Below are 16,026 nucleotides of genomic sequence, written 5' to 3' on the forward strand. Positions count from 1 at the left end.
GCTGCTCGACGAGCCCGAGCCGGCGCGGCAGGACGGGCGGCTGCTCGACTGGCCGTCCGCCATCGCCGCCGACGCGGACGCCATCGCCGGCACCGCACGCCGGCTCGCGGCCGGGCATCCCGACCTCGACGCCCACCTCGCCGACGTCGAGCGGCGCTTCACCGGCCGCCTCGACGCGCATCCCGGCGGCCGGCTGATCCCCACCAGCGCGGGCGTGCTGCCCCTGGCCGACTACGTCGTCACCCGCGCCGTCGAGCTCGTCGTCCACACCGACGACCTGAACGCCGCCGTGCCCGGCCTCGACATCCCGTACGACCGTCAGGCCCTGGCCGTCTGCACCCGGCTGCTGGCCGACGCGCTCGCCGCGAAGGCCCCCGGCGGCTCCACCGAGGTGCGGATCCCGCCGTACGCGGTCGTGCAGTGCGTGGAGGGGCCGAGGCACACCCGGGGCACCCCGCCGAACGTCGTCGAGACCGACCCGCTGACCTGGATCCGGCTGGCCGGCGGACGGACGGCCTGGCAGGACGCGGTGGCCGCCGCGAAGGTGAGCGCGAGCGGGGAACGGGCGGACCTCGGACCGTATCTGCCGCTGCTGGGGTGAGCCCGGGACGGAAGGGGAACCACCTGCTCCCCGCCCTCGTCGAATCGGCATGTACAGGCAGAAGCACCAGCAGCGCATGACCCTGACGGCCCTCGCCGTGCTCGTCGTCCCGCTCGCGGCGGCCTGTGGCAGCGAGAAGGCGGGCGCCGGCAGCGGCACCGCGCGGGCGGAGGACCCGATCACCGGCATCCGCTGGACCGTCGACGGCGTCACCGTCGACGGCACCGCCCACCGCGCCCCCGACGGCGCGCACCTCACCTTCGACGAGGACGGCGGTGTCGAGGGCGACTACGGATGCAACCTGTTCAAGGGCCGGGTCGCCTTCGAGGGCGACCGCATCCGGCTCACCGACCGGGACACCACCCTGCGGGCCTGCGACCAGCGGGTCATGGACCTCGAAAGCGCCCTCGCCGACACCCTCGGCGACGGCGCCCTGAGGACCGACGTGAACGACGACCGCCTCACCCTCACCACCGGGTCCGGCGACACCGTCCGCCTCAGCAGGGCCGGGGACACCCCGCTGTACGGCACCGAGTGGACCGTCACCACCCCCGCCGTCGACGGCCGCGCCCACCTCACCTTCGACAAGGAGGAGGGCACCGTCGCCGGCCGCCTCGGCTGCAACCACGTGAACGCCGACGCCACCGTGCGCGACGGCCATATCACCCTCGGCGCGCCGTCCCTGACCCGAATGATGTGCGAAGACTCACTCATGGACGCCGAGAAGGCGCTGACGAAGCTGTTCAACGGCACCGCGGACTACCGGATCGAAGGCCGAACCCTCACGCTGACCAGCGAAAACGGAACCAGTGTGCGGGCCGTCGCAGAGCGTTGACCCACAGCCGGGGCCGTATCCCGCATTCGGACCAGCGGCCGGCCTCGCCTACACTCGGAGGCGTGCCACGTGGTGACGGACGACTCAACCACGACCTGCTCCCCGGTGAGAAGGGCCCCCAGGACGCTTGCGGCGTCTTCGGTGTCTGGGCTCCGGGTGAAGAGGTCGCCAAGCTCACGTACTTCGGGCTCTACGCCCTCCAGCATCGGGGCCAGGAATCCGCGGGTATCGCGGTCAGCAACGGCTCCCAGATCCTCGTCTTCAAGGACATGGGCCTGGTCTCCCAGGTCTTCGACGAGACCTCACTCGGTTCGCTCCAGGGTCATATCGCGGTCGGACACGCCCGCTACTCGACCACCGGTGCCTCCGTGTGGGAGAACGCCCAGCCGACGTTCCGCGCCACCGCGCACGGATCGATCGCGCTCGGCCACAACGGCAACCTGGTCAACACGGCGCAGCTCGCCGAGATGGTCTCCGAGCTCCCCAAGGAGAACGGCCGCGCCCCCAAGGTGGCGGCCACCAACGACACCGACCTGATCACCGCCCTGCTGGCGGGCCAGCGCGCCGCCGACGGCGAACCGGTGACCGTGGAGCAGGCCGCGCACGTGGTCCTCCCGAAGGTCAGGGGTGCCTTCAGCCTCGTCTTCATGGACGAGAACACCCTGTACGCGGCCCGTGACCCGCAGGGCATCCGCCCGCTGGTCCTCGGCCGCCTGGAGCGCGGCTGGGTGGTCGCCTCCGAGTCCGCCGCCCTCGACATCTGCGGCGCGAGCTTCGTGCGCGAGATCGAGCCGGGCGAGTTCGTCGCCATCGACCAGAACGGGCTGCGCACCTCCCGGTTCGCGGAAGCGAAGCCCAAGGGCTGTGTCTTCGAGTACGTGTACCTGGCCCGCCCGGACACCGACATCGCCGGCCGGAACGTGTACCTCTCGCGCGTCGAGATGGGCCGCCGCCTCGCCGCGGAGGCCCCGGCCGAGGCCGACCTGGTCATAGCCACCCCGGAGTCCGGCACTCCGGCCGCCATCGGCTACGCGGAGGCGTCCGGCATCCCCTTCGGCGCCGGCCTGGTCAAGAACGCGTACGTCGGACGTACGTTCATCCAGCCCTCGCAGACCATCCGGCAGCTCGGCATCCGCCTGAAGCTGAACCCGCTCAAGGAAGTCATCAAGGGCAAGCGCCTGGTCGTCGTCGACGACTCGATCGTGCGCGGCAACACCCAGCGCGCCCTGGTCCGGATGCTCCGTGAGGCGGGCGCCGCCGAGGTCCACATCCGGATCTCCTCGCCGCCCGTGAAGTGGCCCTGCTTCTTCGGCATCGACTTCGCCACCCGCGCGGAGCTCATCGCCAACGGCATGACGATCGACGAGATCGGCACCTCGCTGGGCGCCGACTCCCTGGCGTACATCTCCATCGACGGCATGATCGAGGCGACCACCATCGCCAAGCCGAACCTGTGCCGCGCCTGCTTCGACGGCGAGTACCCGATGGAGCTGCCCGACCCCGAGCTCCTCGGCAAGCAGCTCCTGGAGACCGAGCTGGCCGCCGGCACCGCCGCCCCGGCCTCGGTCGACGCGATCCGCCGCCCGTAAGCCCTGACGGACGACACGAAAGCTCTCACAGTCATGTCCCAGAACACTGGTGCCAGCTACGCAGCGGCGGGCGTCGACATCGAGGCGGGCGACCGCGCCGTCGAGCTGATGAAGGAGTGGGTGAAGAAGACGCAGCGCCCCGAGGTCCTCGGCGGCCTCGGCGGCTTCGCCGGCCTCTTCGACGCCTCCGCCCTGAAGAACTACGAGCGGCCCCTGCTCGCCTCCGCCACGGACGGCGTCGGCACCAAGGTCGACATCGCGCGGCAGATGGGCGTGTACGACTCCATCGGCCACGACCTGGTCGCCATGGTCATGGACGACATCGTGGTGTGCGGCGCCGAGCCGCTGTTCATGACCGACTACATCTGTGTCGGCAAGGTCCACCCCGAGCGCGTCGCCGCCATCGTCAAGGGCATCGCGGAGGGCTGTGTGCTGGCCGGATGCGCCCTGGTCGGCGGCGAGACGGCCGAGCACCCCGGCCTGCTGGGTCCGGACGACTTCGACGTCGCCGGCGCCGGTACGGGCGTCGTGGAGGCCGACCGGCTGCTCGGCGCGGACCGCATCCGTACGGGTGACGCGGTGATCGCCATGGCGTCCTCCGGGCTCCACTCCAACGGCTACTCCCTCGTCCGCCACGTGCTGCTGGAGCGGGCCGGGCTCGCCCTGGACGCCCGGATCGACGAGCTGGGCCGCACCCTCGGCGAGGAGCTGCTGGAGCCCACCAAGATCTACTCGCTGGACTGCCTGGCGCTGCTCCGCACCACCGAGGTGCACGCCTTCAGCCACGTCACCGGCGGCGGACTCGCGGCCAACCTGGCCCGCGTGATCCCCGACGGGTTGCACGCGACCGTGGACCGCTCCACCTGGACCCCCGCACCGGTGTTCGACCTGGTCGGCCGGACCGGTTCGGTGGAGCGGCTGGAGCTGGAGAAGACGCTGAACATGGGCGTCGGCATGATCGCGATCGTGCCGCAGGAGTCCGTCGACGTGGCGCTGGCGACGCTGGCCGACCGCGGGGTGGACGCCTGGGTGGCCGGTGAGATCACCGACCGCGGCGAGCACGTCACGGGCGCGGCCCTCGTCGGTGACTACGCGAAGTGAGCGACGGTGTGCTGCCCGCGCGGTGAGCGTGCGGGCAGTGCACCAGGTGTCCAGTGCCGCCGAGGCAGCACTGAACCCGGTCGGTGACCGGGGTCACCGACCGGGTTCAACGCAAGGTCAAGCGCCGCGACGCTGTTGCGAGGACGTGCCGTCCTCGTCCTCGTCGTCCTCATAGAGGTCGGCGTACCGTGCGTACAGGTCGTCGTCTTGCTCATCGTCCTCGAAATGCTCACCGTTAGGTGGCTGGTTCGACGGCGATGCGCCCAGCTCCTCGGCCAGGCGGGAGAGATCAGTCCCACCGCTGTTGTACTTCAGCTGGCGGGCGACCTTCGTCTGCTTGGCCTTGGCCCGGCCGCGCCCCATGGCTCGACCCCCTCAACGACGGGGCTCGACGGCCCCAGAGTCTTGACACGCGTTCATGGTCCAGAACGGACTCTCCGCGGAGAGACCGGTCCGTAGGGCTTCCACGGTACCTGAGCCCGCGCCCATACGGTACGTCACCCGCATGACGTGCCCGCGCCCAGGACCTTCGAGGTACCCCGTCCTCGCAGGTCAATCGCGATTTTAACCACTTATCGACGGTCGACCCGCCGGGAGAAGTGAGAGTTCTCTCCAAGTACCCCCCGGCGGGTACCGCTCACCTGTACGAGGGCGGCCCGGTCCGGGCCGCCCACGCACACCTCATCGCACCGGGCGTGCCTCCGCCATCCGCTGCTCGGCGATCCGGTCGGCCGCGGCGGCCGGCGGAATCCCGTCCTCCTTCGCACGCGCGAATATGGCCAGCGTGGTGTCGAAGATCATGGACGCCTTCGCCTTGCACCGGTCGAAGTCGAAGCCGTGCAGCTCGTCGGCGACCTGGATGACACCGCCGGCGTTCACCACGTAGTCCGGCGCGTAGAGGATCCCGCGGTCGGCGAGGTCCTTCTCCACGCCCGGGTGGGCGAGCTGGTTGTTGGCGGCGCCGCAGACCACCTTGGCGGTCAGCACCGGCACGCTGTCGTCGTTCAGCGCCCCGCCGAGCGCGCACGGGGCGTAGATGTCCAGGCCCTCGGTGCGGATCAGCGCCTCGGTGTCGGCGACGGCCGACACGCCCTGGGGGTGCCGGTCGAGGATCCGCCGCACGGCGTCCTCGCGCACGTCGGTGATCACGACCTCGGCGCCCTCGGCGCGCAGGTGCTCCACCAGGTGGTGGCCGACCTTGCCGACGCCCGCGACACCGACCTTGCGGTCGCGCAGCGAGGGGTCGCCCCACAGGTGCTGGGCGGCGGCCCGCATGCCCTGGTAGACGCCGAAGGAGGTGAGCACGGAGGAGTCGCCCGCGCCGCCGTTCTCCGGGGAGCGGCCGGTGGTCCAGCGGCACTCGCGGGCCACGACGTCCATGTCGGCGACGTAGGTGCCGACGTCGCAGGCGGTGACGTACCGGCCGCCGAGCGAGGCGACGAACCGGCCGTAGGCCAGCAGCAGTTCCTCGCTCTTGATCTGCTCCGGGTCGCCGATGATCACGGCCTTGCCGCCGCCGTGGTCGAGCCCGGCCATGGCGTTCTTGTACGACATCCCGCGCGCGAGGTTCAGTGCGTCGGCGACGGCCTCCTCCTCGGAGGCGTACGGGTAGAAGCGCGTACCGCCGAGGGCGGGGCCCAGTGCGGTGGAGTGGATGGCGATGACGGCCTTGAGGCCGGTGGCGCGGTCCTGACAGAGCACGACTTGCTCGTGGCCCCCCTGCTCCGAACGGAACAGGGTGTGCAGGACGCCGTCAGATACGTCGGTCACTGTGGTGACTCCTGAGTAAGTAGCGGCGGGTGGGGCCGGGCCCCGTAGAGGTGGCGGGGACCGTGGCACGAGAGTAGATCCTTACCCGTCCGTCGGCGGCACTGTGTCCCGGATCACCTCCGTCCGGAGTACCGCCGTGCGACGGTTTGCAGGGGTTTCCCACCCGTCCGGGCGGGGACCCGGCAGGTTTTCGCGACGGCCTCCGGGGGAGGGAGCAGGCGTGCCCAAGGTGTCCTCGGTGATCGTCCCCTACGCGACCTATTTGCGCGTGTACGAACCGCTGGCCGCCTTCCCGGAACCGGAACGCGGCCACTGGGCCCGTTACGCCGGCCGCCCCGACCTCCCCTCCTGCCAGGACGAGCTCCGCCGGTCCCTGGCCGACCTGGCGCCCACCCCGCCGGTACCGGTGCCGGTGCACGAGAGCGACGACGCGTTCGTGCTGGAGGCCGACGGCGTGGTCTGCGTCTGCCCCTGGCGCACCCGGCTGCGTGGCTGGCAGGCCCTGGGCGAGCTGGCCGAGGACTTCCCGCCACCGGTCCTGGACGCGCTCCTGCCCCCGGTCGTACGGCACCAGGCGACCCGGGACTACGAGCGCTGGCTGGCCGGCCACCCCGACGCCCGGCCGTGGATCCGCACCGCGACCTGGCAGGTACCGATCAACTGGTTCGTGCTGTTCGCGGACGACGAGCGGGAGTACGTCGAGGGGGCCGCGGGCGAGGAGCCCGTCCTGCGCTACCGGACCCCGATGGTCCAGGCCCGCCGGCGGGTGGCGCGGGGGCTGCGGGCGCTCAGGGACGCCGTGGACGAGAGCCTGCTGATCGACGGCCTCGTGGACGTCGGGCGCTGGCTGGAGGAGTTCCACCCGCGCTCACTGGTCGAGCTGGACTACGGCGGACTGGTGCACGCCCTGCCGGCGGGCACGCTCGAGGGCGACCACTCGGCGGCGGACGTGGCCGAAGGGATCGCGGCGCTGCGGCGCGGTGACGGGGAGGGCGCCGGGGAGGCCTACGGGCGCCTCGTGGAGCGCTGGCGGTCGGTCCGCGACCTGCGTTCGGCGAACTGACGTTTGACCAAACGCCGTTCTTGGGGTTTTGTCTTCGCCCTGAGGTGTCTGAGGTTCCGTCAGTGCGGGCCCGACAACGGACGTAGAGGCCGATCCGGGCGTATGTCCCAAGCGCGTCAAGCGTGACGGACCGCACTTACATGGCCCTTGCGCCCCTTGCCCACCCTCATGCCAAAATAGGACAAGGAGTCCGGGGAGGACTCTTCCGTCCTGCTGTGCTCAACTATGGGCGGATTCTCGGTAATGCACGCTTTGGGGGGTCCGGTGACTCCTGATCGCTGCTGTGACTGATCGTCACAGTGACGTGACTGTCCGCTATGGCATGGTCCATCGGCTTCCGCGGCTGATGAACACCTGGGAGGGCAATTCCATCGGTTTGGCCGACGTGGCTGGACAGATGGTGTAGTTGTAGTGCCGAGGACAAGCCGTTCGTCCTATAACCGACTCGACTCGCGTCCGCCATTTCGGGCAACGCGGGTCAAGGTGCAGAATTTAGAGGAAAGAACCGAGAAGGTTCGGTTCTCCCGAGGAGGCCGCTCATGACCGCTCGCACCCCTGATGCCGAGCCGCTGCTGACCCCGGCTGAGGTCGCCACCATGTTCCGCGTCGACCCGAAGACGGTCACGCGCTGGGCGAAGGCAGGCAAGCTCACGTCGATCCGCACGCTCGGCGGGCACCGCCGCTACCGCGAAGCCGAGGTCCGCGCACTGCTCGCGGGCATTCCGCAGCAGCGCAGCGAGGCCTGAACAACCGCATGAACCGGGCAGCACCGGCTGGTCCCCCACTGGCCGAGACGCCCGGGAACCCTGGCTCCAAGCGACGCGGGGACTGCCCCAACAGACCCCTCGCCCAAGCTGATCAGAGCTTTCCAGGCAACTGAACAAGGGTGCGTCGTCGATCGCGCTGGACCCCGCCGGGTCCAGCGCGATCTTTTTTGTGCGCTCGTGAGGGGGTGGGGCCGGCCCCGACGGGCTCCCGGGGGTGCTCTGTGCGCGGGCTTGTCGGACTCTGGGGGCGGGCGGGGGGTCACCTGTGCGCAGGCCGGCGCGGACCTCTCCGAGTAGTGCAATTGCACATATTAAATTGACCTGTTGTAGGAGAGGTGTAAGTACTGCACTTCCCGAAACTCATACGGTGACACCCGTCACATACCAGTCGGCTTGTTGAGCCTGTGGCATATGCGCTAGAGCGAACGGGCGTTGGGACCGGGTTGTTCCCCGGCCGGCCGGGGGGTGTCCGGGGCGTCCATCGCCAGCCGCAGGAGGCGGTGGCAGATCGGGCAGTGCCGGGTGAGGTGCCGGTACGACGACGCGGCCGCCAGATGCGCACGGAGCAGCGCCCGTGTCTCGTGCCTGGCCGATACCGCCATACGCCACCTCCGAGGGGCAACACGGAGCCGTGCCCTGCTTCCTGGAGTACCGAGGGACGGTGAACCCGTCAAGACGGCAGGGGGGCGCACAGCGCGTCCCGCACGCGTGAAGGAGCCGGGTGCTTCCTGGCGCGCGGAGGGCGCCGGGGCTTCGCGCGGGGTGGCGGGCTCATGTGGAGTGCCCGTGTCCCTCGCGGGCGCGGGCCTTGCGCGCAGGACGGCCCTGACGGGATCCGCCGTACCGATCGCGGCTCCGGCCGGGACGGCACCCACTCACGAGCAAGGCCCACGCCCCCTACGGGCGCGGGCCTTCCTCGGAAGCGCTCACACGGAAGGTCCGGGGTCCCTTGAGGGGGGTGGGGCCCTGGCGGGGTTTGCCGTACCGATCGCGGCTCCGCCACGGGGCGCGGCCTCGGTTGGGGGTGTTCATGCGGAAGGCCCGCATCCCTTGCGGGGCGGGTGCTTGTGTTGGCTGCGGTCCTGGCGGGGTTTGCCGTACCGATCGCGGCTCCGCCGCGGGGCGCGGCCTCGGTTGGGAGTGCTCGCGCGGAAGGCCCGCATCCCTTGCGGGGCGGGTGCTTGTGTTGGCTGCGGTCCTGACGGGATCTGCCGTGTTGGATCGCGGCTCCGCCGCGGGGCGCGGCCTCGGTTGGGGGTGTTCATGCGGAAGGCCCGCATCCCTTGCGGGGTGCGGGCCTTCCGGTTGTTGCGGTCCTGACGGGATTTGAACCCGCGGCCTCCACCTTGACAGGGTGGCGAGCACTCCAAACTGCTCCACAGGACCAGGTTTCGCAGTGCGATTCTTGCGTTGCGCTGCGAGAAGGACTGTACAGGAGGTGGAGCCTCCTGGTCGAACTCACCCTGCGTACGGGTGCCGTTACGGCACCGCCGCGTCGATCGCCTTCACGATCCGCTTGTCCGACACGGGGTACGCCGTGCCGAGCGCGTGGGCGAAATAGCTGACCCGCAGCTCCTCGATCATCCAGCGGATGTCCAGCACCTGCCGCGGCACCGGCCGCCCCTGCGGCAACTGCTCCAGCAGCCACGCGTACTCGTCCCGCATCTCGTGGACCTTCGCCATGCGCGTGGTGTCCCGCTGCACGTTCGAAGGCATCTGCTGCAGGCGCCGGTCCGCGGCCACCAGGTAGCGCATCAGGTCCGGCAGCCGCCGCAGCCCCGCCTCCGTCACGAAACCGGGCCGCACAAGCCCGTCCAGCTGCCCCCGCACGTCCTGGAGGTTGGGCAGCAGCGCGGGGCTCCGTACGCCCTTCAGGCGGCGCTCACAGGCCTGCCACGCCGCCAGCACCTGCTGCACCTGGCCCACCGCGCGGACCGTCGTGTCGACGATCTCCGCGCGGACCTTGTCGTACAGCTTCCGGAACGACTCCTCGTCCCACACCGGCCCGCCGAAGTCGGCGATCAGCCGGTCCGCCGCCGCCGTCGCGCAGTCGTCGAACAGCGCCTGCACCGAACCGTGCGGATTCGCGGACAGCGCCAGCTTCTGCGCGTTCGTCAGCTTCTCGGACGCGAACTTCGCGGGGTTCACCGGAATCCCCAGCAGGATCAGCCGGCGCGTGCCCTTCCACATCGCCTCCGCCTGCTCGGCCTCCGTGTCGAACAGCCGCACCGACACCGTGTCACCGTCGTCGACCAGCGCCGGATACGCCTTCACCGGCTGACCGGCCCGGCGCGTCTCGAACACCCGGGTCAGCGAGCCGATCGTCCAGTCCGTCAGCCCCTTGCGCTCCAGCGACTCGCCGCCCTGGCGCTGCGCCGTGGCGGCGGCCGCCTGCGACAGCGCCTTGCGGGCCTTCGGCCGCAGCTGGAGCTTGAGCGCCTCCAGGTCCTTGTCCTCGGCGATCTTGCGGCGCCGCTCGTCGACGATCCGGAACGTCACCTTCAAGTGGTCCGGAACCCGGGACCAGTCGAAGTCCTCCGCCTCGAAGGGCACCCCGACCATCCGCTTCAGCTCACGGGCCATCGTCACCGTGATCGGCTCCTGGAGCGGCACCGCCCGCTCCAGGAACGCCTTCGCGTAGTTCGGCGCCGGCACGTAGTTCCGCCGGATCGGCTTGGGGAGCGACCGGATCAGCTCCGTGACGACCTCCTCGCGCAACCCCGGGATCTGCCAGTCGAACCCCTCGTCCGTCACCTGGTTCAGCACCTGGAGCGGAACGTGGACCGTCACACCGTCCGCGTCCGCGCCCGGCTCGAACTGGTACGTCACCCGGAACTTCAGCGGACCCTGCCGCCACGAGTCCGGATAGTCGGCCTTGGTGACCGCCTCCGCCGACTCACGGATCAGCATCTCCCGCTCGAAGTCGAGGAAGTCCGGCTGCTCGTGCCGCTTGTGCTTCCACCACGAGTCGAAGTGCGCCCCCGACACCACGTGTTCGGGGATCCGCTGCTCGTAGAAGTCGAACAGGGTCTCGTCGTCGACCAGGATGTCCCGGCGCCGCGCCCGGTGCTCCAGCTCCTCGACCTCGGTCAGCAGCTTCCGGTTGTCGGCGTAGAACTTGTGGTGCGTCCGCCAGTCGCCCTCGACCAGGGCGTTGCGGATGAACAGCTCCCGGGAGACCTCCGGGTCGATCCGGCCGTAGTTCACCTTGCGCTGCGCCACGATCGGCACGCCGTACAGCGTGACCTTCTCGTACGCCATCACGGCCGCCTGGTCCTTCTCCCAGTGCGGCTCGCTGTACGTGCGCTTGAGCAGGTGCTCCGCGAGCGGCTCCACCCACTCCGGCTCGATCTTCGCGTTGACCCGCGCCCACAGCCGGGACGTCTCCACCAGCTCGGCCGACATCACGAACCGCGGCGGCTTCTTGAAGAGCGCCGAGCCCGGGAAGATCGCGAACTTGGCGTTCCGCGCGCCCAGGTACTCGTTGCGCCCGCCGTCCTTGCGGCCGGCGCCCGGACCGGAGTCCTTGGACTCCTTCACGTCCTTCATGCCGATGTGCGACAGCAGACCGGCCAGCAGGGAGACGTGGATCCGGTCGTCGGGGGCGTCCTCCTCGTTGAGGTGGATGCCCATCTGCTTGGCGACCGTGCGCAACTGCGTGTAGATGTCCTGCCACTCACGGATCCGCAGGAAGTTCAGGTACTCCTGCTTGCACATCCGGCGGAACGACGACGACCCGCGCTCCTTCTGCTGCTCGCGGACGTACCGCCACAGGTTGAGGTAGGCGAGGAAGTCGCTGGACTCGTCCCGGAACCGGGCGTGCTGCTGGTCGGCCTGCGTCTGCTTGTCGGCCGGCCGCTCCCGCGGATCCTGGATGGACAGCGCGGCGGCGATGACCATCACCTCGCGGACACAGCCGTTCCTGTCCGCCTCCAGCACCATGCGCGCCAGCCGCGGGTCCACCGGGAGCTGCGCCAGCTTCCGCCCGGTCTGCGTCAGCCGCTTGCGCGGGTCCTTCTGCGCCGCGTCGAGAGCGCCCAGCTCCTGGAGCAGCTGCACGCCGTCACGGATGTTGCGGTGGTCCGGCGGGTCGATGAACGGGAACTTCTCGATCTCGCCCAGGCCGGCCGCCGTCATCTGCAGGATGACCGAGGCGAGGTTGGTGCGCAGGATCTCCGCGTCCGTGAACTCCGGACGGGCCAGGAAGTCGTCCTCGCTGTACAGCCGGATGCAGATGCCGTCCGACGTACGGCCGCAGCGGCCCTTGCGCTGGTTGGCGCTGGCCTGCGACACGGGCTCGATCGGCAGCCGCTGCACCTTGGTGCGGTGGCTGTAGCGGGAGATGCGGGCGAACCCGGGATCGATGACGTACTTGATGCCCGGCACGGTCAGGGACGTCTCGGCCACGTTGGTCGCCAGCACGATCCGGCGGCCGCTGTGCTGCTGGAACACCCGGTGCTGCTCGGCGTGCGACAGCCGCGCGTACAGCGGCAGCACCTCGGTGGACCGGTACCGCTTCTTCGTCAGCGCGTCCGCCGTGTCCCGGATCTCCCGCTCACCGGAGAGGAAGACCAGGATGTCGCCGGGGCCCTCCGCCATCAGCTCCTCGACGGCGTCCGTGATCGCGGTGATCTGATCGCGGTCGGCGTCGTCGGAGTCCTCCTCCAGCAGCGGCCGGTACCGCACCTCCACCGGATACGTGCGCCCGCTGACCTCGATGATCGGCGCGTCCCCGAAGTGCCGGGAGAAACGCTCCGGGTCGATGGTCGCGGACGTGATGACGACCTTCAGGTCCGGACGCTTCGGCAGCAGCTGCGCGAGGTAGCCGAGCAGGAAGTCGATGTTGAGCGACCGCTCGTGCGCCTCGTCGATGATGATCGTGTCGTAGGCGCGCAGCTCGCGGTCGGTCTGGATCTCCGCGAGCAGGATGCCGTCCGTCATCAGCTTGACGAACGTGGCGTCCGGATTCACCTGGTCGGTGAAGCGGACCTTCCAGCCGACGGCCTCGCCCAGCGGGGTGTCCAGCTCCTCCGCCACCCGCTCCGCGACCGTACGCGCGGCGATCCGGCGGGGCTGAGTGTGCCCGATCATGCCCCGGACGCCCCGGCCCAGCTCCATGCAGATCTTCGGGATCTGCGTGGTCTTGCCGGACCCGGTCTCACCCGCGACGATCACCACCTGGTGATCACGGATCGCCTCGGCGATCGCGTCCTTCTTCTGGCTGACGGGGAGCTGCTCGGGATACGTGACCGCGGGCACCCGGGCGCGCCGCCCGGCCATCCGTTCCTCGGACCCGGCGACCTCCGCCTCGATCTCGGCGAGCACGGCGGCGCGGGCCTCCGGCTTACGGATCTTGCGTGCGCCTTCGAGCCTGCGCCCGAGCCGGTGCGCGTCGCGCAGCGACAACTCGGTGAGGCGGGAGGCGAGGGAGCCGAGAGCGGGGGCAGAGTGCGTAGACATACGGACTCCAGGATCTCATCCCGCGAAAATTCGCGGCCAATGATTTTGCCGGGGCACATGTACGGGGTCCCCGTGCACGGGGACCCATGCGCGGGGCGCATGTGCGAGGACCCGTGTGCGGGGACACACAACAAGGCCCCGATCGATGATCGGGGCCTTTGCTGTGGCTGGGGCCGGGGTCGAACCGGCGACCTATCGCTTTTCAGGCGATCGCTCGTACCAACTGAGCTACCCAGCCGAGGTGTCTCACGTGAAACACCAGCGGTCCTGACGGGATTTGAACCCGCGGCCTCCACCTTGACAGGGTGGCGAGCACTCCAAACTGCTCCACAGGACCAAGCGTGTCGTACGACAGTGTCGCACAGGGTGGTGCGTGCCCCCAACGGGATTCGAACCCGTGCTACCGCCTTGAAAGGGCGGCGTCCTAGGCCGCTAGACGATGAGGGCTATCGGCCCGCCTGGGCGCTTCTCAGCGCGTCGGGGACGTGAGAAGCATACGTGCTGTCGGGAGCGTTCGCCAAAACGGTTTACGGCGAGGGCGTCGAGGGGGTGGCCGAGGGGGTCCCGGAGGAGCCGGAGGAGGGGGACGGCGAGGTGGTCGCGCCCGGCTGGTTCTCCTTCGGGAGGTGGCGGCTGACCTCGGCCGTGGTCAGGCCGAGGCCGCCCAGTTCGATGGAGTCCCAGGCCTGGAGGCGGCGCGTGTCGCGGTCGAAGTAGAGGATCGACGTCTCGATCGGGTCCGGGTACTTCCCCTCGATCGCGCGCAGGCCGCTGCCGCCGGTGGAGCCCTCGACGCGCAGCCGGGTGCCGTACTTCATGACCTCCGTCTCCTCGCGGTGGATGTGCCCGGCCAGCACCAGCGGCACGGTGCCGTCGACCTCGCGCGCCGCCGACGGCTCGTGGGCGACCGCCACGTCCACCGGGGTGCCGGCGGTCCGCTGGTCGCGCAGGGCGGAGGCGAGCCGGGCGCCCGCCAGTTCCTGGGACTGCTCGGCCCCGGTCCGGCTCGAGCGGTCGGGGGTGAACTGCGGATCGCCGATGCCGGCGAAGCGCAGCCCGGCGACCGTCTTCGCCCTGCCGTCGTCGAGGACGTGGACGTTCTCCAGGCCTTCGAGATAGCGCTGGGTGACGAGCGAGTCGTGGTTGCCGCGGACCCAGACGTAGGGGGCGCCCAGGTCCTCGATGGGGTCCAGGAAGCCGTTCTCGGCGGCGGTGCCGTGGTCCATCGTGTCGCCCGAGTCGACGATCACGTCCACCCGGTACTGCTCCACCAGCGAGGCGATGATCTTCCAGCTCGCCGGGTTGAGGTGGATGTCGGAGACGTGCAGCACGCGGAGGGTGGTCGGGTCCGGCTGGTAGGCGGGGAGGGTGGAGGTGGCGTCGTACAGCTTGGTCACGTTGGTGACCAGGCGTGCCAGCTCCTTCTGGTAGACGTCGAACTCCGTCACGATGCTGCGCGCGTCGCCGACCAGGGACGGGGCGGAGGAGAGCAGGCCGGAGAACTTCGGCTCCAGGACGGAGTCGGGGTTCCAGGTGGCGTACGCCGTGCCGCCGGACGCGGCCAGCAGGCCGAGGGCGAGGCCGCCGGCGGCGAGGGCGCGGCGGGGACGGCGGTAGACGAGGAGGCCCAGGGCGGTGGCGCCGGTGACCACGGCGACGCAGGAGCGCACGGCGAGGTCGGCGGTGCCGCGGGCGATGTCCTCGGTCACCTCGCCCTGGAGGCCGGAGAGGCGTTCGGGGTGGTCGACGAGGGCCTGGGAGCGCTCGGGGTCGAGCTGGTCGACGTTGACGTCCAGGCGGACGGGGGCCGTGTGGCTGGCGAGCTGGAGGTCGCCGAGGGGCGAGATGTTGATCTTCGTGCCGCCGGTGACGGAGGGCCGCAGGGTCATGGTGGTGTCCATGGGGCCCACGGGGACGCGGACGTTGCCGACGACGAGCAGCCCGAGCCAGGCACCGAGGACCACCACGGCGACGAGACCGGCCGCGCGCGTCCAGGGCCGCGGCTGCGGGGTGAGGGCGAGCGTCGCGGTGGTGGGCCGGGGGGAGCGCCGGCGGCGGGCGGGGGCCCGCAGGACCCGTGGAAGGCGGTGGAGGGCGTTCAGGACGGCGGAGGGGACGCGGGCCATTGGTCCCGTATGCCCAAGTCGATGGCCGGATATGCGGGGGCCGTACGCAACTCGTACGGACGGCTCGTACCCGACAATGGCTTCGTGCTGGAGATGACGCGCGAGATGTTCGAGGAGCTGGTCGCCGAGGCGCTGGACCGGATCCCGCCGGAGCTGACGCGACTGATGGACAACGTCGCGGTGTTCGTGGAGGACGAGCCGCCGGCGGACGACCCGGAGCTGCTCGGGTTGTACGAGGGGACTCCGCTGACGGAGCGGGGCGAGTGGTACGCGGGGGTGCTGCCGGACCGGATCACCATCTACCGGGGGCCGACGCTGCGGATGTGCGAGTCCCGGGAGGACGTCGTCGCCGAGACGGAGATCACGGTGGTGCACGAGATCGCGCACCACTTCGGCATCGACGACGCCCGGCTGCACGCGCTCGGCTACGGATAGTCCGTGAGCGGGGCCGTGCGCGTGTCTTCTTGCGGGTGGTGGGAGTTGGGGTTGTTGACCCTGTACTCCAATCGGAGGTGGCCCCGTGCGCCGCTTGTACGTACCCGTCCGCCTGGCCGCCACGGTCGTCGCCGTCGCCGCCGCCGCCGGCTGCATGAGTGTGGGTGAGGACGGTGCGGGCGGGAGCGGCGGGCCGTCGCACTCCGCGGGGAGGCCCGGCGGAGAGGCGCCGGACGGGGGCGCCACGGTGTCGGGCGGCGGTGGCGGGTACGGCGCCGC

General features: G+C 70.5%; 12 protein-coding genes, 4 tRNA genes and 1 pseudogene. 8 read left to right on the forward strand and 9 right to left on the reverse strand.

The features are described from left to right. From B7767_RS01815 to purM, 4 genes are all read left to right on the forward strand, one after another. Positions 1-601, forward strand: a 601-nt coding sequence (locus B7767_RS01815; RefSeq protein WP_107485742.1) for a sterol carrier family protein, incomplete at its 5' end; no start/stop codon positions are given. Positions 602-650: 49 nt separating this feature from the next. Next, positions 651-1,436 carry an META domain-containing protein gene (locus B7767_RS01820; protein ID WP_085570538.1) on the forward strand — a complete coding sequence of 262 codons (786 nt, stop codon included), beginning with the start codon at positions 651-653 and terminating at the stop codon, positions 1,434-1,436. A gap of 62 nt (positions 1,437-1,498) precedes the next feature. Then, entirely contained in the window at positions 1,499-3,025 is a 1,527-nt protein-coding gene (gene purF / locus B7767_RS01825) for an amidophosphoribosyltransferase (RefSeq protein ID WP_085570539.1), read from the forward strand. Between the two features lie 33 nt (positions 3,026-3,058). Beyond that, positions 3,059-4,126, forward strand: coding sequence for a phosphoribosylformylglycinamidine cyclo-ligase (gene purM / locus B7767_RS01830; protein WP_085570540.1), 1,068 nt, complete (start codon positions 3,059-3,061; stop codon positions 4,124-4,126). Between the two features lie 117 nt (positions 4,127-4,243). Here the strand turns inward: purM and B7767_RS01835 are convergent, their stop codons facing one another. Together B7767_RS01835 and B7767_RS01840 are read right to left on the reverse strand one after the other, a co-directional pair. After that, a complete protein-coding gene (locus B7767_RS01835; RefSeq protein ID WP_085570541.1) occupies positions 4,244-4,489 on the reverse strand; it encodes a DUF3073 domain-containing protein in 246 nt (81 codons plus the stop codon). Between the two features lie 318 nt (positions 4,490-4,807). Then, a complete protein-coding gene (locus B7767_RS01840; RefSeq protein ID WP_085570542.1) occupies positions 4,808-5,896 on the reverse strand; it encodes a Glu/Leu/Phe/Val dehydrogenase dimerization domain-containing protein in 1,089 nt (362 codons plus the stop codon). 220 nt (positions 5,897-6,116) lie between these two features. Here B7767_RS01840 and B7767_RS01845 point away from each other — a divergent pair, with 220 nt between their 5' ends. Both B7767_RS01845 and bldC read left to right on the forward strand, forming a co-directional pair. Continuing rightward, positions 6,117-6,959: a hypothetical protein gene (locus B7767_RS01845; protein ID WP_085570543.1), complete on the forward strand. Its 843-nt coding sequence runs from the start codon at positions 6,117-6,119 to the stop codon at positions 6,957-6,959. A 539-nt stretch (positions 6,960-7,498) separates the two neighbouring features. Continuing rightward, positions 7,499-7,705 carry a developmental transcriptional regulator BldC gene (gene bldC / locus B7767_RS01850; RefSeq protein WP_003949541.1) on the forward strand — a complete coding sequence of 69 codons (207 nt, stop codon included), beginning with the start codon at positions 7,499-7,501 and terminating at the stop codon, positions 7,703-7,705. 437 nt (positions 7,706-8,142) lie between these two features. Here bldC and B7767_RS01855 read toward each other — a convergent pair whose 3' ends face one another. The 7 genes from B7767_RS01855 to B7767_RS01885 form a co-directional block, all read right to left on the reverse strand. Further along, complete coding sequence (locus B7767_RS01855) at positions 8,143-8,328, reverse strand: DUF6274 family protein (protein WP_085570544.1); 186 nt, start codon at positions 8,326-8,328, stop codon at positions 8,143-8,145. A 709-nt stretch (positions 8,329-9,037) separates the two neighbouring features. Further along, positions 9,038-9,112 (reverse strand) — tRNA-Asp (locus B7767_RS01860). Positions 9,113-9,205: 93 nt separating this feature from the next. Then, positions 9,206-13,186 carry an ATP-dependent RNA helicase HrpA gene (hrpA, locus tag B7767_RS01865; protein ID WP_085570545.1) on the reverse strand — a complete coding sequence of 1,327 codons (3,981 nt, stop codon included), beginning with the start codon at positions 13,184-13,186 and terminating at the stop codon, positions 9,206-9,208. Between the two features lie 164 nt (positions 13,187-13,350). Continuing rightward, positions 13,351-13,424: transfer RNA gene (locus B7767_RS01870), tRNA-Phe, on the reverse strand. A gap of 24 nt (positions 13,425-13,448) precedes the next feature. Next, positions 13,449-13,523 (reverse strand) — tRNA-Asp (locus B7767_RS01875). A 37-nt stretch (positions 13,524-13,560) separates the two neighbouring features. Continuing rightward, positions 13,561-13,633: transfer RNA gene (locus B7767_RS01880), tRNA-Glu, on the reverse strand. 80 nt (positions 13,634-13,713) lie between these two features. Next, complete coding sequence (locus tag B7767_RS01885; RefSeq protein WP_085570546.1) at positions 13,714-15,312, reverse strand: metallophosphoesterase; 1,599 nt, start codon at positions 15,310-15,312, stop codon at positions 13,714-13,716. 84 nt (positions 15,313-15,396) lie between these two features. On the opposite strand from B7767_RS01885, the gene B7767_RS01890 reads away from it, so the two are divergent. Then, complete coding sequence (locus B7767_RS01890; RefSeq protein ID WP_159534388.1) at positions 15,397-15,747, forward strand: metallopeptidase family protein; 351 nt, start codon at positions 15,397-15,399, stop codon at positions 15,745-15,747. Positions 15,748-15,832: 85 nt separating this feature from the next. Further along, positions 15,833-16,026, forward strand: a pseudogene (locus tag B7767_RS47220) (hypothetical protein); the annotation flags it as partial.

The sequence above is a fragment of the Streptomyces sp. 13-12-16 genome (genome assembly GCF_002114215.1).
Taxonomy (GTDB): domain Bacteria; phylum Actinomycetota; class Actinomycetes; order Streptomycetales; family Streptomycetaceae; genus Streptomyces.